This is a genomic window from Porcipelethomonas ammoniilytica, from assembly GCF_025567485.1.
GTDB lineage: Bacteria > Bacillota > Clostridia > Oscillospirales > Ruminococcaceae > Porcipelethomonas > Porcipelethomonas ammoniilytica.
On record NZ_JAOQKH010000009.1, the window covers coordinates 1 to 25960 of the forward strand.

At 40.2% G+C, this 25960-nt stretch carries 25 protein-coding genes; 5 read left to right on the top strand and 20 right to left on the bottom strand.

Annotated features, from left to right (window positions below; genetic code table 11):
• Nucleotides 1-302: 302 nt before the first annotated feature.
• Entirely contained in the window at nucleotides 303-1298 is a 996-nt protein-coding gene (locus OCV67_RS08235) for a beta-ketoacyl-ACP synthase III (RefSeq protein ID WP_317235031.1), read from the bottom strand.
• A 228-nt stretch (nucleotides 1299-1526) separates the two neighbouring features.
• Between OCV67_RS08235 and fabD the strand changes: the two genes are divergently transcribed.
• The 5 genes from fabD (at nucleotide 1527) to OCV67_RS08260 (ending at nucleotide 6581) form a co-directional block, all read left to right on the top strand.
• The gene (gene fabD, locus OCV67_RS08240; RefSeq protein ID WP_147643505.1) at nucleotides 1527-2438 is read left to right on the top strand and encodes an ACP S-malonyltransferase; all 912 of its coding nucleotides are present in this window, start codon (nucleotides 1527-1529) and stop codon (nucleotides 2436-2438) included.
• 766 nt (nucleotides 2439-3204) lie between these two features.
• Nucleotides 3205-4041, top strand: coding sequence for a shikimate dehydrogenase family protein (locus OCV67_RS08245; RefSeq protein WP_147643506.1), 837 nt, complete (start codon nucleotides 3205-3207; stop codon nucleotides 4039-4041).
• A 9-nt stretch (nucleotides 4042-4050) separates the two neighbouring features.
• The gene (locus OCV67_RS08250) at nucleotides 4051-4551 is read left to right on the top strand and encodes a shikimate kinase (RefSeq protein WP_147643507.1); all 501 of its coding nucleotides are present in this window, start codon (nucleotides 4051-4053) and stop codon (nucleotides 4549-4551) included.
• A gap of 10 nt (nucleotides 4552-4561) precedes the next feature.
• Nucleotides 4562-5734, top strand: coding sequence for an amidohydrolase (locus OCV67_RS08255; RefSeq protein WP_147643508.1), 1173 nt, complete (start codon nucleotides 4562-4564; stop codon nucleotides 5732-5734).
• 4 nt (nucleotides 5735-5738) lie between these two features.
• The gene (locus OCV67_RS08260; RefSeq protein WP_147643509.1) at nucleotides 5739-6581 is read left to right on the top strand and encodes a fumarate hydratase; all 843 of its coding nucleotides are present in this window, start codon (nucleotides 5739-5741) and stop codon (nucleotides 6579-6581) included.
• A gap of 344 nt (nucleotides 6582-6925) precedes the next feature.
• Here OCV67_RS08260 and OCV67_RS08265 read toward each other — a convergent pair whose 3' ends face one another.
• The 19 genes from OCV67_RS08265 to rnhA all read right to left on the bottom strand — a co-directional run bounded on the left by OCV67_RS08265 (nucleotide 6926) and on the right by rnhA (nucleotide 25476).
• Entirely contained in the window at nucleotides 6926-7207 is a 282-nt protein-coding gene (locus OCV67_RS08265; RefSeq protein WP_147643510.1) for a hypothetical protein, read from the bottom strand.
• Nucleotides 7208-7276: 69 nt separating this feature from the next.
• Nucleotides 7277-8746, bottom strand: a complete 1470-nt coding sequence (locus OCV67_RS08270) for a DUF4340 domain-containing protein (protein ID WP_178085058.1) — start codon at nucleotides 8744-8746, stop codon at nucleotides 7277-7279.
• Nucleotides 8743-10383, bottom strand: a complete 1641-nt coding sequence (locus tag OCV67_RS08275; protein WP_147643512.1) for a GldG family protein — start codon at nucleotides 10381-10383, stop codon at nucleotides 8743-8745. The genes OCV67_RS08270 and OCV67_RS08275 overlap by 4 nt, the downstream gene beginning before the upstream one ends.
• Before the next feature lie 14 nt (nucleotides 10384-10397).
• On the bottom strand, nucleotides 10398-11102 hold the full coding sequence (locus tag OCV67_RS08280) for an ABC transporter permease subunit (RefSeq protein WP_147643513.1): 705 nt from the start codon (nucleotides 11100-11102) through the stop codon (nucleotides 10398-10400).
• Nucleotides 11099-12085: an ABC transporter ATP-binding protein gene (locus tag OCV67_RS08285; RefSeq protein WP_147643514.1), complete on the bottom strand. Its 987-nt coding sequence runs from the start codon at nucleotides 12083-12085 to the stop codon at nucleotides 11099-11101. The genes OCV67_RS08280 and OCV67_RS08285 overlap by 4 nt, the downstream gene beginning before the upstream one ends.
• 82 nt (nucleotides 12086-12167) lie before the next feature.
• Nucleotides 12168-13625, bottom strand: a complete 1458-nt coding sequence (gene gltX, locus OCV67_RS08290; protein ID WP_147643515.1) for a glutamate--tRNA ligase — start codon at nucleotides 13623-13625, stop codon at nucleotides 12168-12170.
• A gap of 18 nt (nucleotides 13626-13643) precedes the next feature.
• Nucleotides 13644-14573 carry a riboflavin biosynthesis protein RibF gene (gene ribF, locus OCV67_RS08295; RefSeq protein ID WP_147643516.1) on the bottom strand — a complete coding sequence of 310 codons (930 nt, stop codon included), beginning with the start codon at nucleotides 14571-14573 and terminating at the stop codon, nucleotides 13644-13646.
• Nucleotides 14574-15482 (bottom strand): tRNA pseudouridine(55) synthase TruB, encoded by a 909-nt coding sequence (gene truB / locus OCV67_RS08300; RefSeq protein WP_147643517.1) that lies wholly within the window; start codon nucleotides 15480-15482, stop codon nucleotides 14574-14576.
• The gene (locus tag OCV67_RS08305) at nucleotides 15476-16432 is read right to left on the bottom strand and encodes a DHH family phosphoesterase (RefSeq protein WP_262644437.1); all 957 of its coding nucleotides are present in this window, start codon (nucleotides 16430-16432) and stop codon (nucleotides 15476-15478) included. Before OCV67_RS08305 ends, truB begins: the two co-directional genes overlap by 7 nt.
• 57 nt (nucleotides 16433-16489) lie before the next feature.
• Nucleotides 16490-16825, bottom strand: coding sequence for a 30S ribosome-binding factor RbfA (rbfA, locus tag OCV67_RS08310; RefSeq protein ID WP_147643518.1), 336 nt, complete (start codon nucleotides 16823-16825; stop codon nucleotides 16490-16492).
• Nucleotides 16826-16892: 67 nt separating this feature from the next.
• On the bottom strand, nucleotides 16893-19433 hold the full coding sequence (gene infB / locus OCV67_RS08315; protein ID WP_147643519.1) for a translation initiation factor IF-2: 2541 nt from the start codon (nucleotides 19431-19433) through the stop codon (nucleotides 16893-16895).
• A gap of 50 nt (nucleotides 19434-19483) precedes the next feature.
• Nucleotides 19484-19840: a L7Ae/L30e/S12e/Gadd45 family ribosomal protein gene (locus OCV67_RS08320; protein ID WP_147643520.1), complete on the bottom strand. Its 357-nt coding sequence runs from the start codon at nucleotides 19838-19840 to the stop codon at nucleotides 19484-19486.
• Nucleotides 19815-20087: an RNase P modulator RnpM gene (rnpM, locus tag OCV67_RS08325; RefSeq protein ID WP_147643521.1), complete on the bottom strand. Its 273-nt coding sequence runs from the start codon at nucleotides 20085-20087 to the stop codon at nucleotides 19815-19817. The genes OCV67_RS08320 and rnpM overlap by 26 nt, the downstream gene beginning before the upstream one ends.
• A gap of 22 nt (nucleotides 20088-20109) precedes the next feature.
• Nucleotides 20110-21189: a transcription termination factor NusA gene (nusA, locus tag OCV67_RS08330; RefSeq protein ID WP_147643522.1), complete on the bottom strand. Its 1080-nt coding sequence runs from the start codon at nucleotides 21187-21189 to the stop codon at nucleotides 20110-20112.
• Between the two features lie 23 nt (nucleotides 21190-21212).
• Nucleotides 21213-21716, bottom strand: a complete 504-nt coding sequence (locus OCV67_RS08335) for a ribosome maturation factor RimP (RefSeq protein WP_147643523.1) — start codon at nucleotides 21714-21716, stop codon at nucleotides 21213-21215.
• A gap of 142 nt (nucleotides 21717-21858) precedes the next feature.
• Entirely contained in the window at nucleotides 21859-23235 is a 1377-nt protein-coding gene (locus OCV67_RS08340) for an ABC transporter substrate-binding protein (protein WP_147643524.1), read from the bottom strand.
• 143 nt (nucleotides 23236-23378) lie between these two features.
• On the bottom strand, nucleotides 23379-23804 hold the full coding sequence (nifU, locus tag OCV67_RS08345) for a Fe-S cluster assembly scaffold protein NifU (protein WP_147643525.1): 426 nt from the start codon (nucleotides 23802-23804) through the stop codon (nucleotides 23379-23381).
• A 29-nt stretch (nucleotides 23805-23833) separates the two neighbouring features.
• Entirely contained in the window at nucleotides 23834-25021 is a 1188-nt protein-coding gene (nifS, locus tag OCV67_RS08350) for a cysteine desulfurase NifS (protein WP_147643526.1), read from the bottom strand.
• Between the two features lie 17 nt (nucleotides 25022-25038).
• Nucleotides 25039-25476, bottom strand: coding sequence for a ribonuclease HI (gene rnhA / locus OCV67_RS08355; RefSeq protein WP_147643598.1), 438 nt, complete (start codon nucleotides 25474-25476; stop codon nucleotides 25039-25041).
• Nucleotides 25477-25960: the final 484 nt, after the last annotated feature.

Sequence of the window (25960 nt, forward strand, 5' to 3'; positions counted from 1 at the left end):
AAAAAAAGTAAGCAAAAAACTTTTATGCCAAATTTTATTGACTTGATTTTCTTTTTAAAGACTTGCAAAGTTAATTTTGCAGGGAATAAAAGAAAAAGATTTTGAAAAAAGTAAGCAAAAAACTTTTATGCCGAATTTTATTGACTTGATTTTGTTTTTAAAGACTTGCAAAGTTAATTTTGCAGGGAATAAAAGAAAAAGATTTTCAAAAAAAGTAAGCAAAAACTTTTATGCCAAATTTTATTGACTTGATTTTCTTTTTAAAGACTCGCAAAGTTACTATTGTGAAAATTCAATAAAAATTAAAATTCAAAAATAATTGCCCCAAAGGTCAGACCTGCACCGAAGCCTACAAATCCTACTTTGTCTCCTCTTTTGATTCTTCCGCTGCGTACTGCCTCGTCAAGAGCGATCGGAATGGAAGCACTTGAGGTATTGGCATGCTTGTCAAGATTCACAACAAATTTATCCATTGAAATTCCTAAGTTTTTAGCGGCAGTCTCAATAATTCTTACATTTGCCTGATGCGGAATGATTACGTCAAGTTCATTCAGATCGAAGTCGATTTTTTCTGCTGCCTTAGTAAGTGCATTCGGAAGAGCCTTTGTAGCAAATTTATATACTTCTCTGCCGTCTTGGTAAAGATAATGCGAATTGGACTCAGGAAAGCCGTCGTCAACCTTTCCGGCGCCTGTCATAAACGCATTTGCCGGTGGAATGGAACGTGCAAACAGATATTTCGCTCCTGTACCATCCGCACCGAGAAAGCTTGAATAAAGTGAATTTTCAGCACGTTCTATAACCAGAGCCGCTGCACCGTCTCCGAACAGCACACAGGTACTTCTGTCGGTATAATCTGTAATTTTTGTCAGATTTTCATTTGCCACCACAAGTGCATATTTCATATTTTCATCTGTCTGAAGGTATCTTTTTGCCATATCAATAGCATATACGCAGCCTGCACATGCACAGTTTACGTCGATCGTCATTGCATTAACAGCACCGATCTCCCTTTGGATCATACATGACATTGACGGAGTATAGTAATCAGAAGAAACGCTGGTGTCAATTATCACGCCTATGTCCTCCGGAGAAATTCCCGCGGCAGCGATAGCGTCCTTTGCCGCCATTGTTCCCATGTACCATGTAGGTTCGCCGTCTGATACAAAGCGTTCGGACATTCCTGTTCTTGTTCTTATCCATTCGTCACTGGTTTCGACGATAGATGTGAAGTCTTCATTTACAACCTTTTTAAGCGGCTGATATCCGCCTGTACCTAAAATTTTGATTCCCAGCAAAAAAAATTCCTCCCTGACATTGTTTTCTATTGAAATTTATGGTATATTATTATAAGCAGATGCAGTAAAACCATAAATGTATCAATTTTTATTGTAATCTATTTTTAACTTTTTTGCAATGTAATAATTGGTTTTTATTTGCCAAAATTTCAAAATCCCATATATTGCACAAAAAACTGTTTGATTTGTTGTGTAATATTAACAATTTATAGAAAGAGGTTTTTTACTATGACAGCATTTTTGTTTTCAGGACAGGGTTCACAGTATTCGGGTATGGGAAAAGAGCTTCTGGAATCTAATCCGGAATTTTCCTTTATTTATGACAAAGCGTCCGAAATACTGGGATATGATTTAAAAAAAGTAACCTTTGAGGGTACGGAAGAAGAACTTGCACAGACTTGTAATTCACAGCCTGCTATTATGGCAATGTCTCTTTTGTGTTTTGAAACTGCAAAGAAAAACGGTATTTCATTTGACGCAGCAGCGGGGCATTCACTGGGAGAATATGCCGCAATGACAGCTACAGGAATGCTATCCCTTGAGGACGGTTTCAGAGTGATCAAAGCAAGAGCTGCCGCAATGGACAAGGCAGGACGTGAAACACAGGGTGCTATGTACGCAATCATGAAAATGACTCCTGAGGAAATTGAAGCAGTATGCGAAGAAGTTTCGGGATATGTAGTACCTGTAAATTACAATTCCCCCGTTCAGACAGTAATTGCCGGTGAGAAAGAAGCGGTTGATAAGGCGGCGGAAGTGTTTGCTCAAAAGGGTGCAAGAGCAGTACCTCTTAAAGTATCAGCGGCTTTTCATTCTAAGCTGATGGAGAGTGCGTCAAAGGAATTTTATGAGGCAATTAAGGATATTAAGTTTAATAAACCGTCTGTACCGTTTTATTCAAACGTTACAGGGAAAGAACTTACAGATTTTTCCGATATGCCTTCACTTCTTGCAAAGCATATGATCTCACCTGTACGCTTTACTTCGGAATTAAATGCTATGAGCAGTGCCGGTATTGATAAATTTATTGAACTTGGACCTAATAAAGTCCTTACCGGACTGGTCAAGAAAACTCTTAAAGGTTCTACTGCTGTAAATATTGAAAATTTGAAAACACTTGAAGCAGCGTTAACTCTTTGAAGATTTTGAAAAATCTTCAGAAAAACTTTATCTTGTTCATTTCTTGTTACGCAACAAGAAATGAACCAAAGAAATGCGCCTGCTCAAACGCCGCAGTGGGCTTGCGGCACATAAGTGCCGAATTTTATCCGTCATACAGTTACTGAACTATTAGGTTATCCCATAAAAGGCAAGACGCAGCACATAAAATTCACACCCAAGTAAGATGGGTTCAGATGAATCTGGTCTCAAAGCTATCCTTTAATTCTTTGTAAAGTAAATTTTCGTGAATTAAATAAAATATATCAGTCAATTAAATCCGATATAAAAGTTTTTTGCTTACTTTTTTTCAAAATCTTTTTCTTTAATTCTCTGCAAAAGTAACTTTGCGAGTCTTTAAAAGGAAAATCAAGTCAATAAAATTCGGAATAAAAGTTTTTGCCCAGCTTTTTTCAAAATTTTTTCTTTAATTCTTTGTAAAGTAAATCTTCGTGAATTAAATAAAATATATCAGTCAATTAAATCCGATATAAAAGTTTTTTGCTTACTTTTTTTCAAAATCTTTTTCTTTAATTCTCTGCAAAGTAACTTTGCGAGTCTTTAAAAGGAAAATCAAGTCAATAAAATTCGGCATAAAAGTTTTTGCCCAGCTTTTTTCAAAATCTTTTTCTTTAATTCTCTGCAAAAGTAACTTTGCGAGTCTTTAAAAGGAAAATCAAGTCGATAAAATTCGGAATAAAAGTTTTTGCCCAGCTTTTTTCAAAAAGCTGGAGAAAGGAGTAAACCAATGAAAAAATATGCTTTAATAGGTCATCCGCTGGGACACTCCATGTCCCCATTTATACATAAAAGACTTTTTGAAGAGGCAGGCCGACAGGCTGAGTATACTTTGGAAGATATTCCTCCGGAGAGTCTAAAGGAAAAACTGCCTGAGCTATTAAAAAGTGTTACAGGTCTTAACGTTACAATCCCTCATAAAGTACCTGTAATAGATTATGTGGATAAGCTTGACGAAAGCGCCTTAAGGTACAATTCCGTAAACTGTATTTGCGGTAAAGACGGTGTACTGACAGGGTACAATACTGATTGCGACGGTTTTCTGCGTTCCGTACCTGAAAATGCTTTAGGCGGAAAAGTTCTGCTGTTGGGCTGCGGGGGAGTAGGCAGAATGATGGCAATTGAAGCGGCACGTCACGGCGCTGATATTACTATGGCAATTATTCCTGAAGCTCAGGATATGGCAGATTGCCTGAAAATGGAAATCGGAGAAAAATATCCCCGAATATCTGTAAAAATCGTTATGATGAACGAAATTTCGGGAAAATTTGACTTACTTGTAAATGCTACTCCGGTAGGTATGTACCCGAAATCTGACGCTTGCCCTGTTTCGGAAGAAGTTATCGGGAACTGCGGCGCAGTATTTGATGCTATTTACAATCCAACCAAAACAAAGCTTGTTACTGTTGCAGAAAGTAAGGGAATTACAGCAATTGGCGGTATGTCGATGCTGGTTTTACAGGCGGTTGTTGCACATGAAATCTGGAACGGTGACAGCTACACAAAAGAACAGATCGACAAAATTATAAATGAATCCGTTGAAATCGTTAACAGGGATTTTAAATAGGAGGAAATTATGGCTATATTCTTATGCGGATTTATGGGCTGCGGTAAAACTACTATCGGTAAAAATCTTGCTAAGCTGCTGGGCTGCGGATACTGTGACATGGACGAGCTTATTGTAAAAAAAGCGGGAATGTCCATACCTGAAATTTTTGAAACTAAGGGCGAAAAATATTTTCGCCAAATGGAATCTGACCTTATAATTGAACTTGGAAACTTTAAAGGAATAGTTTCCTGCGGCGGCGGAGCAATGCTTAATGAACAAAACGGAAAAAATGCCGCTGAAAACGGTACGGTATTGTTTCTTGACACACCTTTTGAAATATGCTATAAACGTATTGCAGGAGATTCCAACAGACCGATCGCCGCAAGCCGTACCAAAGAACAGCTTGAAGAGCTTTACAATGAACGTTATCCGAAGTATCTTAAAAATTCGAGAATGCGTGTAGATTGCAGCGGTACTCCTATGGAAATTTCAAAATATATAATTCAAAGTCTTAAACTGAAGAAATGAGAGAACATTTATGAAAATATATAATGTGCAGATAAAAACAATGGAAAAGAGACGGTCCATAGAAAACGGCTGGATTGAAATTGAAAACGGTAAAATCATTGCTGTTGAAGAGGGAAGTCCTGATGTTGTCGGTACAGAGGATCTGGACGGTCAGGGAAAGCTTTTGATTCCCGGATTTATTGACGCTCATACTCATCTTGGAATTATTGAAAACGGCATCGACTTTGAAGGAGACGACTGTAATGAAGCTACAGATCCCTTTACCCCTCAGCTTAGAACTATTGACGGCATTAATCCTATGGACAGATGCTTTGAAGAGGCGTATAAAAGGGGAATTACCTCCGCTGTTGTGGCTCCGGGGAGCGCTAATCCCTGCGGCGGTGAGATAATCGCTGTCAAAACCTATGGCAGACGTGTTGACGATATGATCATAAAGCCTGTGGGGATAAAATTTGCTCTGGGAGAAAATCCAAAGAGAGTTTACAATGACAGAGATGAAACTCCGGTTACAAGAATGGCTACGGCTGCTCTGATCCGTGAGGGACTTACTAAAGCAAAGCGTTATCTTGCGGATATTGACGCATATGAAATCGACAAGGAAAATAATGATATGCCTGAATTCGACCTGAAAAATCATGCGCTTATTCCGCTGCTCAGGAGGGAGATTTCCGCTCATTTTCATTGTCACCGTGCGGACGATATGTTTACGGCAGTAAGGATCGCAAAGGAATTTGATCTGAAGCTTGTGATTGTACATGCCACTGAAGGGCATCTTATTGCGGATATTTTAGGTACTGAAAAGCTATCGGCAATTTCCGGTCCGGTTATATGCGACAGATGCAAGCCGGAAATGAAAGGTCTTGAACTGAAAAATACAGCGGAGCTTGTCAAAAACGGGGTTAAAACTTCAATTTGCACCGATCATCCGGTTATACCCATCCAGTATCTTCCTGCGTCTGCCGCAATGGCTGTAAAGGGCGGACTGGACTCCGACAGCGCACTGGAAGCAATAACAATTAATGCCGCTGAAATTGCCGGAATTGATGATACAACGGGTTCAATTGCCGTAGGCAAAGACGCTGATTTACAGCTTTACTGCGGTGATCCTCTTGACATTATGAATGATCCTGAACTGGTCATGATCAATGGCAAAGTTTTAAACAATACAAAAGGAGACTGTTGAAAAAATGCGTGAGATAAATGTGTCTGAAATAGAAAATACTATAAGAGATTTATGTATAAGTGCAAATATTCAATTACCGAAAAGTCTTGAAGATAAAATTCAAAGCTGTGCTGAGCTGGAAATTTCTCCTGCCGGAAAAGCAGTATTTGAGGATCTTAAAGCAAACATTAATGCCGCTAAGGCTGAAAATATTCCGATTTGTCAGGATACGGGAATGGCTGTAATTTTCATGGAGATAGGTCAGGACGTTCATTTTACAGGCGGAAGTCTTGAAGATGCTATTAACAAGGGTGTGTCAAGAGGGTACACCGAAGGGTACTTAAGATGCTCCATCGTTGGCGATCCTCTTGAAAGAGTCAATACAGGGGACAATACGCCGCCTGTTGTGCATACGAGAATAGTGTCAGGAGACACGGTAAAAATCGACGTTTGTCCAAAAGGCTTTGGAAGTGAAAATATGTCGGCATTAAAAATGTTTACGCCGTCAGCATCCCTTGAGGATATTGTGGGATTTGTAATCGAAACTGCTTCAAAGGCAGGAAGCAATCCATGTCCGCCTATGGTTATAGGCGTAGGTATCGGCGGTAATTTTGAGCACTGCGCTTATCTTGCCAAAAAAGCTTTATGCCGTGATACTGCTGTGAGAAATCCTAAAAAGCTTTACAAGGATCTGGAGGACAAAATGCTTGAGCAAATCAACAAGCTGGGTATCGGTCCTCAGGGATTCGGCGGCAAAATTACTGCTCTGTGTGTAAATATTGAACAAGCGCCTACTCATATTGCAGGTCTGCCTGTTGCTGTGAATATAGGGTGTCATGTGACAAGACATGCGTCGGCTTTAATATAAGGTCTTTTACATTCTATTTTCTGTTTACTTTCTTGTCGAGCCTTATGAAACAAGTTCTATTGTACTAAAGACGAATTAAAAGTTTTTTGTTTACTTTTTTTCAAAATCTTTTTCTTTTATTTTCTGCAAAATTAACTTTGCGAGTCTTTAAAAAGAAAATCAAGTCAATAAAATTCGGCATAAAAGTTTTTTGTTTACTTTATTTCAAAATCTTTTTCTTTTATTTTCTGCAAAATTAACTTTGCGAGTCTTTAAAAAGAAAATCAAGTCAATAAAATTCGGCATAAAAGTTTTTTGCTTACTTTTTTTCAAAAAAGTAAGGACGCTTTTTAAGCGTCCTTTTTTTAATGTTTAGCAGTTCTTGAAAGCCATGCATTTGCGAGATCCAAAGCCTCGTACAGACTTTCTTTTTCGCTTGTTTTAGTAACTGCCTGATTAGGCGGCAGCGTCAGGTCGGTAGACATCTGATATACTTTTATTTTGCTTGCGACATCTATATCATGTACTTTCTTTTTATTAAGAATTTTCAGCATTACGACATAATCATCCGACATATTGCCGTAATATATAACATCTTCATGTCTTACAAGAGGAAATCCCTTGTATGTAAAAAAGCTTTTATCCATTGTAACCCTCCTTTTGTATACATTATTTTAATTATATCAAAGTTCTTACGTAATTTTTGTCGCATTACGTTACCAGTTCATAACAAATTCTTCGCTTGTGTCAAACTTGGACAGATTTTCGATCAGCAGATCGACATATGCGGTACGGCATTTGAAACACGGTACACCGTTTACACTAATAAGTGTTTTTTTGCCTTCGGACTTGTAGAATTCAACAGTCTGCTTTGTATTGCCGTCCTGGGTTTCAAGATAAACTGTAACCATAGGTTCTCCCTGGGGTTCTTCATCAATTATAAACTCTTCGGCTGAAGTTTTAAGCAGGAACGTATAGAAGGTACGGAATCTTTCCGTATCGCATTCAACACCGTTCTTAACTGCCTTGTAATCATCTTCGGAAGTTCCGCTGCCTTCAAAACTTACCGTTTCTCCGCCTTGAACGCTTATATCAAGCTTGCCGATATCCCAAACAAGAGTACCGAATACCATTTTTGAAGTGATATCTCCCGGCTGAAGGTCTGCCCAGCATAAATTTTCTTTGCTGACAGCATATATTACATCGTTATCATTGAACATTGCAGGATAATATTTTACGCCGTCAATGTCCATTTCATTTCCAAGCTTTAACGTATAGCTGTCGCCGTCCTGAGTTTTCATTTTAACTGTACAGAAAGGATCGTCGAGACCTGCCGATTTGATTTCTGTTTCTGACGGATGTGCGGCTATTACCGAATAAGCGCTGAGTCCGAAAAATCCGTTTACTGCGTTCTGGGATTTTTCAACGTCAAGATATGCAAATACAGGCTCTGTCATATAATGAGTCGAAAGAGTACCGCTCTTAGTATCGTCGTCATCGGTAGATTTATCATATTCCAGAACAATATCATAATCCAGATCGCTGCGGCTTATAGAAACTGTATCTACCGTGGGATTATTTCCGTCGGAGGAGTTTGCCAGAAGAGTTGTCGATACAAAGGAAGTTGCTGAATTTGCAAATACGCTTACGTTTGAAGTGGAAACCAGATAAACTGTATTTTCACCCTCAGCCATACAATATGTTTTACCGCTTTCAGGGGATTCGTTTCCTATAAGAAGCGTTTTGGTTTCAGCGTTTGATTTGACAGTAACCTTTGCCTGAGGATTAGTCAGACCGTATTTGTCTAAATCTGACGCATTTTCTTCCACGGTCGATTCTGACGATAAAGCCGCAGAACTGTTTAAAATTGAGGAAGTCAGGGTATAATTTATATCAAGATCCTCAAGACCTTTTATCGTAAGCGTTACCGTACCGTCCTCAGCCGGCTTGCCGACGGGAAGTGCTTCAAAGCCGCCACCGGCATTTTCAGCGGAAACTGATATTATATCAGCTTTTTCAAAGCTGAACAGTTCTGTGGGAACAGATATAGAATTTTCAGCAATTGATGAAGTGGAAGAATTTCCAGAATCTTCGTTGGCTCCTGTAAGCATCAGAACTGCATATCCGCCGCCGGCAATGACTAATGCGGCAGTACATGCCAGAACGGCTTTGATATTTTTTTTCATCGGTTTCTTCTCCTTATAAATACAACAATACCGCATATTACTACTATAATAGGTATTACAAACATTACAACTCTGCGGATTGCGGCAGCTTGTGAAACGGTAATATCAATTGTTTCAGAACCAAGATTCTTTTCGGCTATAATTACTGAATTTTCCTTGCCGCAGATTTTATTTACGGCGTTCATAATAAATTCAGCATTATTATAAGTTGAACCTGTTGTAAGGCGTGTATCGATCATTGACGCACCGCCGATTACCAGCATGTTGTTGGTGTGTGTCACATTTTCGCTGTCGGTATTGGACTTGGTAGCAAGTGCCATAACTACGTTTGAACCTTTTTCAGCATTTGAAGCGTCAAATTCTTCAGTTTCTTCTGTTGCCTGAGTTGTATCCTCAGATTCTGATGATTCACCGTTTAAATCAAGCTGAGAACTGTCGTCTGCTTCGGTGAGATTCAGCGGATAGAGCAAAGAAGATTCAGAGCTTGAAAGAAGCGCTGTTGTAGTTCTGTCAACATTGGCGTCGAAAAGAAGATTAATGTTTCGTGTCATAGGCGCTATTATCGGCAGCTTTGTATTTGACAGTCCTTCACTGAATGTTTCGTCGGAAGCCGTTACAATCGGAGCTTTAAGAGCCTGATTCATATCCATTGTGTTTCTTACTACGTTAACCTGCTGAGTCATTTTATCTTCAGATTCAATGACCTGATTTCCTCCCACTTCAATTCCCCAGATTTCAAGGAATTCGTCAATATTCGGAGTTTTGCGCTGTGACGTATCTGCAATATATATCAGGTTTTTATCAAGGTTTCCGCCGTTATAGAGAAAATCTTCAAGCTTTTTTATACTGTCTTCCGGAATATCGGTAGCGGGCGCCGGAAGTACCACAAGGTCGTAATCCTCCGGTGAAATTTCGTCTGCAATAATATCGGTAAATACCAGTTCGTATCCGTTTTTGGTCATAAGCTCGGCAAAGGTTGTTATTGCAGAAACTGTTTCACTTCCGAAAATTGCGGAACCGTTATATTTTGTAATAAATGCCGCCGTTTTGGGATTCGCGTCTGTAACGCTCATAATCGCCGACAAAAGCTCCTGTTCGCCTTTATATCCGGAAAGAGCCGAGGTACCGTAATATGAATTTGTTGTGTAGGCAAACAGCTCCTGGGTTACTGACAGTACCTTAACTCTGTCACCGGAGGCTATAACTATATTATCCATTGAGATAGTGCCGTTATAGTTAGCGGCATATTTATTTACAGCGTCGGGATTCTTGGTTGTATCATAAAAATTGTAGGTAATATGATCGGAATACTGGACTAATTTGTTCAGAGTTTCAAGAACCATTTTATAATATGTATTACTGTGGTAATTTGATTCGTTATCAAATACGGCAATTTCGACGTCTTTATCTATTGAGCTTACATAATCAATAGTCTGTTGTGAAATGTCATAGTATTTTTCCGGCGTCAGGTCAAGCTTCAGACCCTTTCTTTCTGTAAGAATACCTGCGATCAGATTTATAAAGACAATAACGGCAATAAATACGACTGTTATTACAGTTGCAACAGAACCGTATTTCAGTTTCTTTTTATTAAAAGACTTTTTTTTCTTTGGTTCTTTAGCTGTTTCTTTACTCATTTTTGTTATCCTCCTTAACTCCAGCGTCTCTTTTCAAATACCCTGACAGTCAGGAAATTGAATATTACAGCAGTACTGATATAGAACAGTACGCTTGAAAGATTGAATATTCCGCATGTAAATTCATAGTACTTATTGTAAAATGAAATTGAATTCAGGAAATCAGTTATAAAATCAATGCTTATGTAGTTTGTCAGAATATCAACCAGGCATAAAAACAACAGACTGCAAATGCCGCCTACTGCCGCTACCACCTGATTTTCTGTCAGTGAGGAAATAAACATTCCGATTGCGATAAACGCAGCGCCTAAAAGAATCAGAGCCAGATAATTTGAAAACAGGATTCCCCAGTCAACAGAACCGAAATAGCTTATGATAAGAGCATAGATAAGTACAATACTTACTCCGAATATGTACATTAAAATTGTAGCAAAGTATTTTCCGAGAACTATTCCTCCCAGTCCTACTGGAGCGGTCAGAAGTCCTTGTTCGGTTTTCTGTTTCTTTTCTTCGCTGAAGGATTTCATGGTAAGAATAGGAATCAGAAAAATTATTACTGCAAAAAGCATTGAAAACATTCCCGACATATCAGTTGTGCTTGACGACAGGGTATACATGTAAAAGAATAATCCTGCTAAAAGATAAAATACAGCCAGAAATACATAGGCTATACCCGATGTGAAAAATGCTCCAAGCTCTCGTCTGAAAATTGCGCTCATTGCTTTTTACCTCCGTCCGTTTCTTTAAGTTTGTTCAGATGCGGTTCAATACCCTCGCCCATAGTTATTTTCAGGAAGATATCTTCAAGGGTAAGTTCGCTGGACTTCATAAGCAGAATTGCCCAGCCGTGCTCCTGAACGACCTTATTTACTTCACGGCGGAGATCGGTACCTTCCTCCGCTTCCATTTCATATTCATATACTCCCGGTTCTCGTTCCATGTCTGCTCTTACATATTTTATACCCGGGATTTTTCTGAGTTCATAAAGAATCTCGTCTTTTTTGCCTTCAATACGGACAATAAGACGATGGTCGGCTGAAATTTTCTTTGAAAGATTGTCAGCAGTATCGTCTGCGGCAATTTCACCCTTGTTAATGATAATAACCCTGTCGCATACCGCCTGGATTTCAGAAAGTATGTGCGATGAAAGAATAACGGTATGAGTTCTTCCGAGTTTTTTTATAAGATTACGGATTTCTATTATCTGTTTCGGATCAAGACCTACTGTTGGTTCGTCCAGTACCAGAACCGGCGGATTGCCGATCAATGCCTGAGCCAGTCCTACACGCTGCTTGTATCCCTTTGAAAGATGCTTTATAATACGGTCTTTTACATCCGTGACTTTACAAAGCTCGCAGATATCTGATAAATGTGCCTTTCTGGGCAGCTTGCATTTTTTCAGATCAAAAATAAAATTTAAATAAGACTTTACAGTCATATCAATATAAAGGGGCGGTATTTCCGGAAGATAACCTATGTTTGCCTTTGCTTTTATAGGATCGTCTAAAATATCGATCCCGTTGATAAGCGCCGTACCGGAAGTTGAAGAGATATATCCCGTCAGCATATTCATTGTTGTGGATTTTCCGGCGCCGTTAGGTCCTAAAAAACCGAGAATTTCACCGTCCTCAACCGTAAAGCTGATATCATTTACAGCTATTTTGTCACCATAGTGTTTAGTGAGATTCCTGACTTCTATCATTTAAAGTATAACCTCCTTATATTATGCGGCTTATCCGCAGATTATAATTATAGTAATATAATGTGACAGTACAGTGAAAACATTATGAAAGCTTTTCTATACCTTTGCGGATTCGTGCAAGCGATTCTTCTTTTCCTAAAACAGCACAAAGTTCGACGCCGCCGCCGGGGGTAAACTGCTTGCCTGAAACGGCAGTACGTACAGGCCACAGAAGCCAGCCGTTTTTTACTTCAAGTTTAGCAATAAGGTCAAAGAGCGCTTTGTGAATACTTTCAGCGTTCCAGTCCTCAAGAGCCTCGAGAACAGGCAGTACAGCCTTTAAAGCTTCTAAGGAAGTTTCTTCATTTGTTTTCATCTTTTTGTGGCAGTACATTGAATTATCATAATCGGGAAGCTCATCAATAAAATCAACCATTTCAGGAACATCGTTGAAAACTTCCGTTCTGGTCTGGAGTATTGAAGCCAGCAGAGGAAGATCAATGTCTTCTCTTTTTACTGACTGTCTTATATAAGGAGTTACGTGTTCTAAAAACTTTTCCGGAGTCATTCTTTTAATATGTGCCGCATTTACTGCTCTGAGCTTTACAGGATCGAATATCGCCGGAGACTTTGAAATACCGCTTATGTCAAAATGTTCGGCAAGCTCGTCAAGAGTGAAAATTTCCTCTTCGCCCTTTGGCGCCCAGCCTAAGAGTGCGATAAAGTTTACGACTGCTTCCGGAAGAAATCCCTTAGCGATTATATCTTCAAACGAAGCATCGCCGTTTCTCTTGGAAAGCTTTGTAGTCTGGTCCTTCATAACAGGGGAACAGTGAATATAAACGGGTACGTCCCAGCCGAATGCTTCGTACAGCAGATTGTATTTAGGCGTTGAGGAAAGATATTCGTTGCCTCTTACAACGTGAGTTATTCCCATGGTATGGTCGTCTACAACGTTTGCAAAATTGTAGGTCGGCATACCGTCCGTCTTGATGAGTATCTGGTCGTCGAGGGTCGAATTTTCAACAGTGATATCGCCGTAAATCTCATCATGGAATGTTGTAGTACCCTCAAGCGGCATTTTTTGTCTTATAACGTAAGGTACTCCGGCAGCAAGCTTTTCCTCGATCTCTTCCTTTGAAAGATTGCGGCAGTGCCTGTCATACATTGGAGCGATATGTGAAGCCTCCTGAATTTTTCTGACTTCGTCAAGTCTGTCTTTGTCGCAGAAGCAGTAATATGCATGACCGCTTTCAACTAGCTTTAAAGCGTAGTCCTTGAACATACCCATTCTTTCAGACTGAACGTAAGGACCGTATTCACCGCCTACGTCAGGACCCTCGTCCCATTTAAGACCCGCTTTTTTTAAGGTACTGTAAATAACGTCAACAGCTCCTTCAACGTATCTTTCCTGGTCGGTATCCTCGATTCTTAAAATGAAGCTTCCGTTATTTTTCTTTGCAATAAGATAAGTATAAAGAGCAGTTCTCAGATTTCCTATATGCATATATCCCGTAGGACTTGGTGCAAATCTGGTTCTGACTTTTTTTGCGTCTGACATTTCAATTCAATCCTTTCCTTAAAGTCTATGCAGTTCAGACATTTCCGACTGCTGTCTGACATATTCAATGTCTTTTTTTATCTGGATTTTAAGTTCATCAAGAGAGCTGAATTTTTTTTCGTCTCTGATAAATTTATTAAATCTTACTTCAATTTCTTTTCCGTATAAATTTCCGCTGAAATCCAGTATATGAGTTTCTGCAAGAGGTTTGATGTCCTTTTCGACGGTAGGCTTTACGCCTATATTTGTTATCGAGTTATAAGTTTTATTGTCAATAAGAGTAACCGTACTGTAAACTCCTCTTTTGGGTACAAGCTGTTTTTCACCGAACTGCTGATTTATAGTAGGGAAGTCAAGGGTTCGCCCGATACGGTTTCCGTCCACAACTTCTGAACAAACGGCGTACATTCCCATACCCAGAGTATAAAGCTTGTCTACCTTGCCTTCTTTCAGCATAGTTCTGAAATACTCAGAAGAATAAGCAGTACCGTTCTCACCCGTAAGACTTTCAGCAATAACCTCAAAGCTGTATTTTTCACCGAATTTCATAAGTTCGGTTACTCCCCATGCCGCATTTTTTCCGAAACGGAAATTTTCTCCGCAGACGACTGTCTTTGCATTCATTTTTCTGCAAAGTATGCGGTATGCAAACTCCTCACCGTTCATTTTGCAGATATCTGTCATTTTAGGAGAATAAGTATATTTTACGCCCATATTTTCAAGTATTTTATGCTTATAATTTTCACTGAAAATATATTCGTAATCTTTCCCGTGCTTTTGTCCGATAGACTCAACATTGAAGGTAAACACTGCCGGAACAAGTCCCTTTTCAGAACATTTAACTGCCTTTGAGATTATCAGTTTATGTCCGGCATGAACCCCGTCGAATATTCCCAGAGCAACAGCGGTCGGTTCAGGAATACTGTTGCTTTCAGTAATAAGCGTCATTTAAGCGTCACTCTCCTGACCGAGGTTTTTCAATACCCTTAAAATGTTATTTTCTATGTCTGCCTTTGCAATTCCCAGAAAAATATTTTCTGCTGAATAAACTCTATACTGTTCTTTGCCGTCAAAGCCGTCAAGCTCATTAAGTCTGAGCTTAACGCCGTTTTTGTACATTTGAGTTTTCTTACTGTTCAGTGTTAAGGACGGCAGTGCCAAAAACAGCTTTTCTGTACTTTTTATTGCAGAATCAAGTCGGTTTTCATCTCTGAGCTTTTCGATTTCCTCAAGCGTAAAACAATCATCAAGGGAAAAACCGTTGGCTTTTGTTCTCACAAGAGAAGTCATTACTGCTCCGCAGCCAAGCTTCTGTCCCATGTCATTAATGAGTGTTCGAACGTAAGTACCCTTTGAGCAGGTTATATCAATATGTCCTTCGCCTGTTTCCTCGTTAAAATCACAGATATTAAATTTGGAAACTGTTATTTCACGTGAGGGTCTGTCTACTTCTATTCCTTTTCTTGCAAGATCATAAAGTCGTTTTCCGCCGACAGATACTGCCGAATACATGGGCGGAGTCTGACTTATATTTCCTTGGAAAGCTTCAGCGTTTTTTTCAATTTCCTCTTTACTGACTGAAACAGGATATTCTTTCAGAATCTTTCCTGTGATATCCTCCGTATCGGTAACGATACCAAGTTTAAATCCTGCAAGATAGCTTTTATCCGTATCGGGAAGAATACTTATTGCTTTGGTAGCGCTTCCGGCAAAAACAGGGAGTACGCCTGTAGCCATAGGATCAAGAGTTCCGGAGTGTCCTAGCTTTTTCATCTTGAGAATTCCTCTGAGCTTTGCAATAACGTCAAAGGAGGTGAATCCTTCCGGTTTGTTTACGCAGATTATTCCGTTTAACATGATTTTATTCCCTTTGCAACGGCGTCTACAATTTGTTTTTTTACTTCGTCAAGAGTACCGTGAAGCAGACAGCCGGCAGCTTTTACATGACCGCCTCCTCCCATGGAGGCGCAGATATCCGATACGTTTGCGTTGTTAGCTGAACGCATGGAAATTTTGTAGCTGTTTTCGTCCTTTTGTTTGATGGTAACGCCTACCTCTACGCCTTCTACCTGAAGAGGTATTCCCGCAAGACCCTCAAGCTCGGACGCATCGACCTTCATTTTATTTAAGATGTCGCTGGTTACGCATATCATTGTCAGCTTGTCGTCAAGATAATATTCCATTATATCCGTTACCGCACGTTCAATTTTAAGTCTGCCCTTGCTTTTAACATCAAACATTTCACGGTTAATCTTTGCAAAATTTACAGGACAGTTTCTTTTCAGTTCTGCAACGATCTCGTGACACCGTGCGGTAGTATTTTCATACTTGAAACATCCGGTGTCTGTAGCTATACCCGTATAAATACACTTTGTTATATCTTTCGTCAGAGGAATATTCAGTATTTTTATAAGCTCATACACTACCTCGCATGCCGCAGAAGCGTCAGGGCATACAAGCGTTTTTTCAGCGTAATCAGTATTTGATATATGATGGTCAATACAGAGATTGATTTTGTCCCCGTAAATATCCTTGTATTTCCCCAGCAGATTAATATCGGCAACGTCAGCTGCAATTATAAATTTCGGTTCAAATTCCTCGTCATTGTAACCTGTTCGCATGAAATCATATCTTTTGGGTATTTCATCAGAACAAATTACTCTTGCTCTTTTGCCCAGATATTTAAGAATGTGGTAAAGAGCAGTTCCGGAGCCAGTACAGTCTCCGTCGGGACTTTGATGGATCAGTATATAAGCGTCACCGCAGTTCTTCAGCATTTCGGCGGCTTCATTAAAATCTATTTTCATAAATCTCCTCCGGTCAATACCAGAATTTCACTCCCCTTTAAGGACTTTGTTAAGCAATCAAAGTCCTCTAAGCTTTTCATTTATTTCGGCGCTGTGTTCAATGGAATCATCGGCTATGAACTTAAGCTCCGGACTTTTTCTCATAGGAAGCCTGTGAAACAGCTCCCGCTTTATAAATCCGGAGGCGCTTGTAAGTCCCTTAACGGATTCCCTTGCCTTTTCAATGCCGTCAAAACAGGAAATGTAAACCTTGCAGTGTGAGAGATCGTTTGACAGATCCACTCTGACAATGGTAATAAACTCAGCGATTCTGGGGTCTTTAAGTTCACGAAAAATCGCTGTAAGCTCTCTTTTTATGTCTTCACCCATTCTTCCAACTTTAAAACTTGACATATGAATCTCCTTTATACGGATATCCCGCAGGATTATTATTACCGAAAATTACGGTAATATTGGCTTATTATTCGCTGTATTCCTCCATAATAAATCCTTCAAAGATATCGCCTTCCTTTATATCGGCAAATCTTTCAAGACTGATTCCGCATTCATAGCCTTTAGCTACTTCTTTTGCGTCGTCTTTGAATCTCTTGAGAGAATCGATTTTATCCTCTGCAACGACTATGCCGTCACGTACAACTCTTATTTCACAATTTCTTGTGATCTTACCGTCTGTAATATATGAACCGGCAACTGCTCCGACGTTTGAGATCTTATAAACCTGTCTTACCTCAGCCTTACCCAGAATAACTTCTCTGAATTTCGGCGCTAACATGCCCTTCATAGCAGTTGTGATTTCTTCGATTGCGTCATAGATGATCCTGTAAAGTCTTATGTCGACGCCGTCACGCTTAGCGCTTTCTTCTGCCACAGGATCAGGACGAACATTGAATCCGACAATGATAGCGTTTGAAGCGGAAGCCAGCATAACGTCGCCTTCCGAAACAGCACCTACGCCGCCGTGAATGACTTTTACTCTTACTTCTTCGTTAGAAAGCTTTTCCAATGACTGCTTAACAGCTTCAACAGAACCCTGAACGTCGGCTTTTACGATAATAGGAAGTTCTTTGACATCGCCTTGTGCGATCTGGCTGAACAGATTGTCAAGAGTAACCTTCTGTACCGCCTTGAACTGTTCCTGCTTTGCCTCATGCTTTCTCTGTTCAACAAGTTCCTTAGCAAGCTTTTCGTCTTCAACTGCGTTGAACGTATCTCCTGCGCTCGGAACTTCTGCAAGACCTGTAATTTCAACCGGAACGGACGGTCCGGCGGAATTTATTTTATTGCCGTTGTAGTCTGTCATTACACGAACCTTACCTACGGCAGTACCGGCGATAATAACATCTCCTGTCTTAAGAGTACCGTTCTGTACCAGCAATGTCGCAACAGGACCTCTGCCCTTGTCAAGTCTTGCTTCAATAACAGCGCCCTTAGCAAGTCTGTCGGGATTAGCCTTTAATTCTTTCATTTCAGCGATAAGCTGAACATCTTCAAGAAGCTCATCAATGCCTTCGCCTGTCTTTGCCGAAACAGGAACGCACATAATGTCGCCGCCCCATTCTTCAACGACCAGACCGTGTTCGGTAAGCTCCTGTTTTATTCTGTCAACATTTGCGCCTTCTTTGTCCATCTTGTTTACCGCAACCACAATTGAAACATTTGCCGCTTTGGCGTGGTTTATGGATTCGATTGTCTGAGGCATGATACCGTCGTCAGCCGCAACAACGAGTATTGCGATATCTGTGATGTCAGCACCCCTAGCTCTCATGGAAGTAAACGCTTCGTGTCCCGGAGTATCGAGGAAAGTGATCATTTTATCCTGAACCTTGACCTGATATGCACCGATATGCTGAGTAATACCGCCTGCTTCAGAGGCTGTTACATTTGCATGTCTGATTCTGTCAAGAAGCGAAGTTTTGCCGTGGTCAACGTGTCCCATAACAACGACTACAGGGCTTCTTTCTTCTGTGTTTGCATTATCGTCCTCGCTGTCGTCAATAAGACGTTCCTCGATTGTAACGATAACCTCCTTTTCAACCTTGGCTCCCATTTCATCGGCTACCAGTGCGGCAGTGTCAAAGTCGATAACTTCGTTGATCGTTGCCATAACTCCCAGACCCATAAGCTTTTTGATTACGTCTGTAGCTGTAGCTTTAAGTCTTGCAGCAAGCTCGCCGACGGTAATTTCATCAGGAATCAGTACTTTAAGCTGCTGCTTTCTTGCTCGTTCCAGTTCAAGACGGCGCAGCTTTTCAGCTTCGGTTTCTCTCTTGCTGGAGAATTTATTTTTATTTCTCTGAGCAGATTTCTGATTGATTTTCTGCTTCTTTGATGAATAGTTGTCCTTATGCTTGTTTGCCGGAGCAATCTGTTCATATCTTTCGTTGTATTTGTCAAGGTTTACATATGAACCTCTTGTATCGACAGTTCTTCTGTTACTTTCTGTTGTTGTTTCAACGGTCATTGACATAGCAGTACCGATTTTTTGTTTTTCGCCGTGTTTCTGAGGTTTCGGCTGCTGTTTGGCTTGCTTTTTATTCTGAACCGGCTTTTCCGGTCTTTTGAATTTATCAGCTTTCTTTTCAGCATCAGATTTTTCAGTGATTTTTTTCTCTGCCGATTTTTCAGTCTTAGGAACTGAAACTGCTTCCTTCTTACTTTCAGCCGGTTTGATTTCTTTCTTAGCCTTTGGTGTCTCGTTATTAGGTTCGGTTTTCTTTGCTGCTTTTTCTTTTTTCGGTTTTTCCTTTTTTACGGCAGGCTTTTTTACTTCTTCAGCAGGTTTTTCTTCTATCGGCTTATTTTTGGATTCAAAATAAGCATTAAAATCCTTCACCTGGTTATTCTGTGAATAATGCTCCAGTATATAATTTAATTCTTCTGCCGAAAGAGATGTTGTATTCTTTCTCTTTGTACCGTCGTATTTTTCCATCAGATCTATAATTTCCTGATTTTCAATCTTTAGGTCTCTGGCAGCCTCAGCAAGCTTTATCTTTTTGGTCATAGGCGAAACCCTCCTGTTATTAATTATTTAATCTATATAAACGCAAAACCTTACGGTTCATCGTTGTCTTTTTTTGACGTTCTTTTAGTGCGTCCTTGAATCAGTGTTCCAAGTTCACTGAATCTCTTTCCAAATCCGAAATCAGTCACAGCGGCGACTACAACTTTCTTACCGAGTAAGGTGTGCATATCGACGGAATCCATATCAATACCGATAATATCAGTGTTTGAATTTCCACAGAAATATTTAATTTCCTTAAGCGTTTTCTGTGAAATATCTTCCGATACGAGAACACATGAAACATCGCCTTCTGTAACAGCGTCCTTTACTGCGTCAAATCCAATGATCAGTCTGCCTGCTTTGCGGCATATAGAGAGCAGATTAACGGTTTTCTGCTGTGAGTTCATTCTCCATCACCTCATAAACACTTTCATCTATTTTGCAGGAAAGACTTTTTTCGAATCTCCGCGCTTTTTTTGCTTTCCGGAAACAATCTGCATTACGGCAGATGTATGCGCCTCTTCCGGATTTTTTTCCGGTAAAGTCAAGGGAAACTTCTCCCTCTGATGATTTTACGATTCTTATCAGATCCCTCTTTGGCTTCATTTCATTGCAGCCAAGACACATTCTGAGGGGTATTTTTTTTGTTTTCATAAACCTACCACCTTAAAATTTTTTATTCGTCAGCGGGTTGGGGTTCAGAAGTTTTGTCTGCAATTTCCATTTCGGGTTTTATATCAATTTTATATCCTGTAAGCTTAGCAGCAAGCTTAGCGTTCTGACCTCTGTTGCCGATAGCCAGCGAAAGCTGATCGTTAGGAACGATAACCGAACATTCTTTAAGTTCGCCTTCAGATACTTTAACGCTTAAAACCTTTGCGGGAGCAAGTGCTCTTGCAATAAATTCAGCGGGATCGTCACTGTAAGTAATAATATCAATTTTTTCACCGTTAAGTTCATTTACAATTGCTTGTATTCTGGTTCTCTTAGGACCTATGCACGCTCCAACTGCATCGACGTTTTCATCTCTTGAGTATACTGCGATTTTTGTTCGTGCTCCGGCTTCTCTTGATATGGACTTTATTTCAACAATGCCGTCGTATATTTCCGGCACCTCAAGTTCGAAGAGTCTTTTTACAAGATCCCTGTGAGCTCTTGAAATTTTTATTATAGGCTTTTTAGACCTGTTTGCAATACCTGTAACAAAAACCTTTATCTTGTCGCCTTCCTTGAAATGTTCTCCTGGAATCTGCTCGTTTCTGAAAAGATAAAGTTCTGTTTTGTCATAAATTACGGTGATTGCGCCGCTTCCAGGTTCAACCTGGGAAACCGTTGCGGTAATGCATTCATTTTCCTTATCCTGAAATTGATTAAGTATGTTTTCACGATTGATTTCTCTCAGATCGCCCTTGATCGACTGTTTGGCAGACTGGGCAGCTGCTCTGCCGAATTTTCCGGCATCCAGAGGATAGTCTACAGTACCTCCCACGTAAGCTGCCGGATCAATTGTCCTTGCTTCGTCAATATTGATTTCATTGTAGTCGATAGGCTCGTCGTCCACCACTGTTTTGATCATAAACATATCAAATTTTTTTGTCTGCGGATCAATATCCACGCGTATATTGTCTTCACAGTCGGGGTAAGCTTTTCGGATTGCCTTCAGCAGTGCGGACTTGACCTTTTCCACAATTATTTCAGTATCGACGCTGTTTTCGCTTCCCAGAAGGGACAGCGCTTCAAAAAAACCGTTGTTCATTTTCTGTTTATTCCTCCGTTTATTTATAAATAATCATTAAAATCGTCATATAATTTTATGTGTGCAATATCTGCAAGAGGAATTTCTTTTGTTCCTCTGTCGTCTCCTCCGGTATTTACCGGAAATGAAAGCATTACCTTTTCCTTGTCAAAGCCGGAAAGCTCCGCAATAAAATCTTTAACGCCTTCTATAGGTCTTATCATTTTAACAGTTACAAGCTTTCCGCAGCTTGCTTCAAAATGCGATTGCCTTAAGAGTTCTCTTTCAATTCCCGCAGAACCGACTTCAAGAAAGTATCCCTGTTTAATAGGGTCTTTTTCGTCCAGCAGATCGCTTAATGGACGGCTTAAAGCTTCGCAGTCGTCAATAGTAACGCCCGAATCCTTGTCGATAAAAACTCTCAGATACCATGAAGCGCCTTCTTTTTCAAAGCGTACGTCCCATATCCGGAGTCCTTTTTCATGGGCAATGGGTTCGGCAAGACTGTGAACCAACTGTTCGGTTGTACCGAATTTTTTTATTTTCATAATTCAATTCTCCCATATACATAAGAAAGACCGGAAATTTCCGGTCTTTAGCTTACTTTATACATACTACTTAGTATTATACCACAATATTCCTGAAAAATCAAGTGTTTTAATAAATTTTTTTACTCGTCCTTCAAAAATATCAATTATATTTTTCAATTTCCGTATCGGCGGTTTTCTTTAATGAATCTCTCAGCTCTTCCCACGTTGACGGAGCATCGGAGTAACCGGCTATAATAGCGTTGTAAAGATTGTTTATAATACCTCTGGTATCATAATTAAGGGTTTCGCCGTACATAACGTTTCCCATACCGCAGCCTAAGTCAATAACGGGAGTAATGTTTTCACAGTTTATCATTTCCTGCCAGAAGTCATATTGTTCTTCCGTTAAAGTTTTGGTTACGGTGCCGTCAAAATCCTTGACAGGTTCAAGAGCCTGTTTTTTTGCGGCTTCCGTATATTTTTCTTCTGTTGCCGCAATTCGTTCGCATTTTATGTACGCTGCGACAGCTTCGCCCTTGTCGGAATTTGCAGCAAGCATTTTGGCTGAAATATCAGCCGACATGTAATATTCGTCCTGTCCTGACATTTTCGGGAACGGCACCATAAACAAATCAGCGTCCGGATTTTCAGCGTTTGATTCAGCCAGCGCCCACGGAGCTATTCCTAAGAAAAGTAAGGATTCGTCAGTAGGAAAGCGGCTGTACCATAAATCGTCATATAGATCGCTTACTTTATCAATTATTTTTCCCGCTTCAGAAAGTTCCTTGCTGTCCATATTATTTGTAAATTTTGTACCGTCGTAATTAACAAAAGGCTGACCTGTTGACTGCATAATTCCCTGTCCGACCCATGCGCCTGCGCAGCCGTATCTGGAATCGCCTCCGTCAACGAAGCTTTCCATCATTTCAAGCATTTTATCGTAAGTCCATTCGCCTTTTTTATAGAGTTCATAGGGATCGTCAAATTTTTCGTCTTTCATCATTTTTCTGCTGTAAATAAGGCATACCGGATTGGTTATTCCGGCAGGCACTGCATAATGATTACCATTTATAGCAAGCTTGTCTGCAAGTTCTTTTGTACCTGACCATAGCTCGTCGTTAAAGTCTATATAGTCGTCAAGAGGCTGAAACAGATTTTTGGCAGTACCCTGCGGCAGTGCGGACGGATCATACGGAAACATATCAACAGGTTCTCCGCCCAGAATACGTTTTTCCAGATCTTCATATTTTTTATCTTCAGTCGTTGGGATCCATTCGATCTCAGCGCCGTATACGTCTTCAAAAAGAGTGAGGGCAATACTTCTATTGTTTCCGCCGTCGGGATTCAGGTCATAATCGGACAGCCAATAAACGGTTTGTCCTTCAATGCCGGAGGTTTCTTCAGCAGCGGAGGTTTCCGCTGTGCTTTCTTCGGATACGCTTTCGCTTTTTTCAGAGTCCTTGTCTCCGTTGCATGCCGCAGCGCTGCCAAGAGCGGCAATTGCAAGTAAAATTGTTAATAATCTCTTTAACTTCATTTGTTCTGCACCTCTGTTATAATTTTTATATATTCTATTTAATTATATACAATCTTTGCTTTTATGTCAAGTATATTTATTTTCTGTCATTATTGAATTCCAGATAAAAACAAGAAACCGTCCGTTACGGACGGTTTGTTTTATCAGTGATGACATTCCTCACATTCGCCTATTTCCCCGACAATAGGAGTAGGATCAACGCCCTGCCTTGTGTAGTAGTCGGCAAGAGCGGACTTTATAGCCTGTTCTGCGAGTACGGAGCAGTGCAGCTTAACTGCCGGAAGTCCGTCAAGAGCCTCGACAACGGCTTTGTTTGTAAGCTTTAGAGCGTCGTCTATTGACTTGCCTTTTATAAGTTCAGTAGCCATAGAAGATGTTGCAACAGCTGCACCGCAGCCGAAAGTCTTGAACTTTACATCGGAAATAATTCCATCGTCCACTTTTATATACATTTTCATAATGTCTCCGCATTTAGCGTTGCCCACTTCTCCTACGCCGTCTGCGTTTTCAATTTCTCCAACATTTCTTGGATTTGAGAAATGATCAAGTACTTTTTCACTATATAACATTTTAAATTCCTCCAAATCATAACTGTTTATCAGACTGTTTCTTCTTTACATATTCTTTCCCAAAGAGGGGACATGTCTCTTAGCCTTTTAACTACTTTCGGTACGACCTCAAGAATATAGTCGATATCCTCATCGGTCGTCTCGTCTCCGATTGAAAGACGCAGAGAACCGTGAGCCACCTCGTGTTTTAATCCCAGAGCCAGAAGAACATGGGACGGATCAAGGGAACCTGATGTGCAGGCAGAACCAGATGAAGCGCATATACCGTTTAAGTCAAGCATAAGAAGCAGGCTTTCGCCTTCAACTCCTTCGATTGAAATATTAACGGTACCCGGAAGTCGTTTTACGGGATCACCGTTTAATCGGGTACGGGGAAGCTTAAGAATACCTTCAATAAGTCTGTCACGCTGTTTTGCTGTTTTTTCTGCTCTTTTTTCAATATCCGTACTGGCAATTTCCATTGCCTTTGCAAATCCGGCGATTGCGGGGAGATTTTCTGTTCCGGCACGTCTGTTTCTTTCCTGTGCGCCGCCGAAAATCAAGTTCGTTACAGGAATACCTTTTCTCACATACAGTGCGCCGATTCCTTTCTGAGCGTGTATTTTATGACCTGAAAGGGAAAGCATGTCGATTCCCTGAGCATGAACGTCTATTTTCACATGTCCCATAGCCTGAACTGCGTCGGTATGGAACAAAACGCCTTTTTCACGGCATACTGCGGCAATTTCTTCAACAGGCTGGATCGTTCCGATCTCATTGTTGGCGTACATAATGGTAACAAGCGCAGTATCTTCACGGATCGCATTTTTTACGTCCTCTGTTTTTACGATCCCGTTTTCATATACGGGCAGATATGTTACTTCAAAGCCCAGTTTTTCAAGTGCCTGACATGTATGGAGTACAGCGTGATGTTCAAAGACTGATGTAACGATATGTTTTTTGCCTTTTGCGGCAAGTCTTTCGCATACGGAACGGATAGCCCAGTTATCAGATTCCGAACCGCAGCTTGTAAAATATATTTCAGAGGTTTCTGCACCGATTGCTTTTGCTACGGTTTCTCTTGCAGTTTCAAGAGCTTTTTTAGCGCTTCTTCCAAGAGCGTAAATACTTGAAGCGTTGCCATATTCCTCGGTAAAGTACGGCATCATAACGTCCAACACCGGTTTTGAAACCTTTGTTGTAGCAGCATTGTCCGCATACACAAATCTTTTTTCCATTGAATTTCCCTTCCTTTTTATGCGTTAAGATCACGCTGAATAACTGCCAGCTGATCGCATCTTTCATTTTCCGGATGTCCGGCATGTCCTTTGACCCAGACAAAATTAACTTTATGTTTTTCCAGGAGCGGCAGAAGCTGTTTCCACAGATCCACATTAAGCGCAGGCTTTTTATCTGATTTTATCCATCCCTTTTTCTGCCAGCCGTAGACCCATCCTTTTGTAATACTGTCAACAACGTATTTGCTGTCAGTAGTGAGTGTTACCTCGCAGGGCTCTTTTAAAGCAGACAAGCCGGTAATAACTCCTGTAAGCTCCATACGGTTGTTGGTCGTTTCATGTTCTCCTCCGGAAAGTTCTTTTGTGTGTTCTCCGAAGCGAAGTATTACTCCGTATCCGCCCGGACCTGGATTGCCGCTGCATGCGCCGTCTGTAAAAATTTCTACTTTTTTAATTATGTCCACCGCCGTTCCGCTGTAAATTGAAACGTATTTTCTAATATTGTATAATTATACCCCATTTGCGTTGTTTTAGCAAATTTGTTAACCCAATGCAACACTTACTTTTTTGAAAAAAAGTAAGCAAAAAACTTTTATTCCGTCTTTAGTACAATAGAACTTGTTTCATAAGGCTCGACAGGCAAGTAAACAGAGGGTTGAGGAAAAATTTTGAAAAAAAGTAAGCAAAAAACTTTTATTCCGTCTTTAGTACAATAGAACTTGTTTCATAAGGCTCGACAGGCAAATAAACAGAGGATTGAGGAAAAATTTTGAAAAAAAGTAAGCAAAAAACTTTAATGCCGAATTTTTTTAATGTGAAATTGTTTCTTCAATACTCTGCGTACTTACCTGTCGTGCCTTATGAAAAATAAATCATCAGACTAAAGACGATATAAAAGTTTTTGCCAAGCTTTTTTCAAAAAGCTTGAAAAGGAACTTA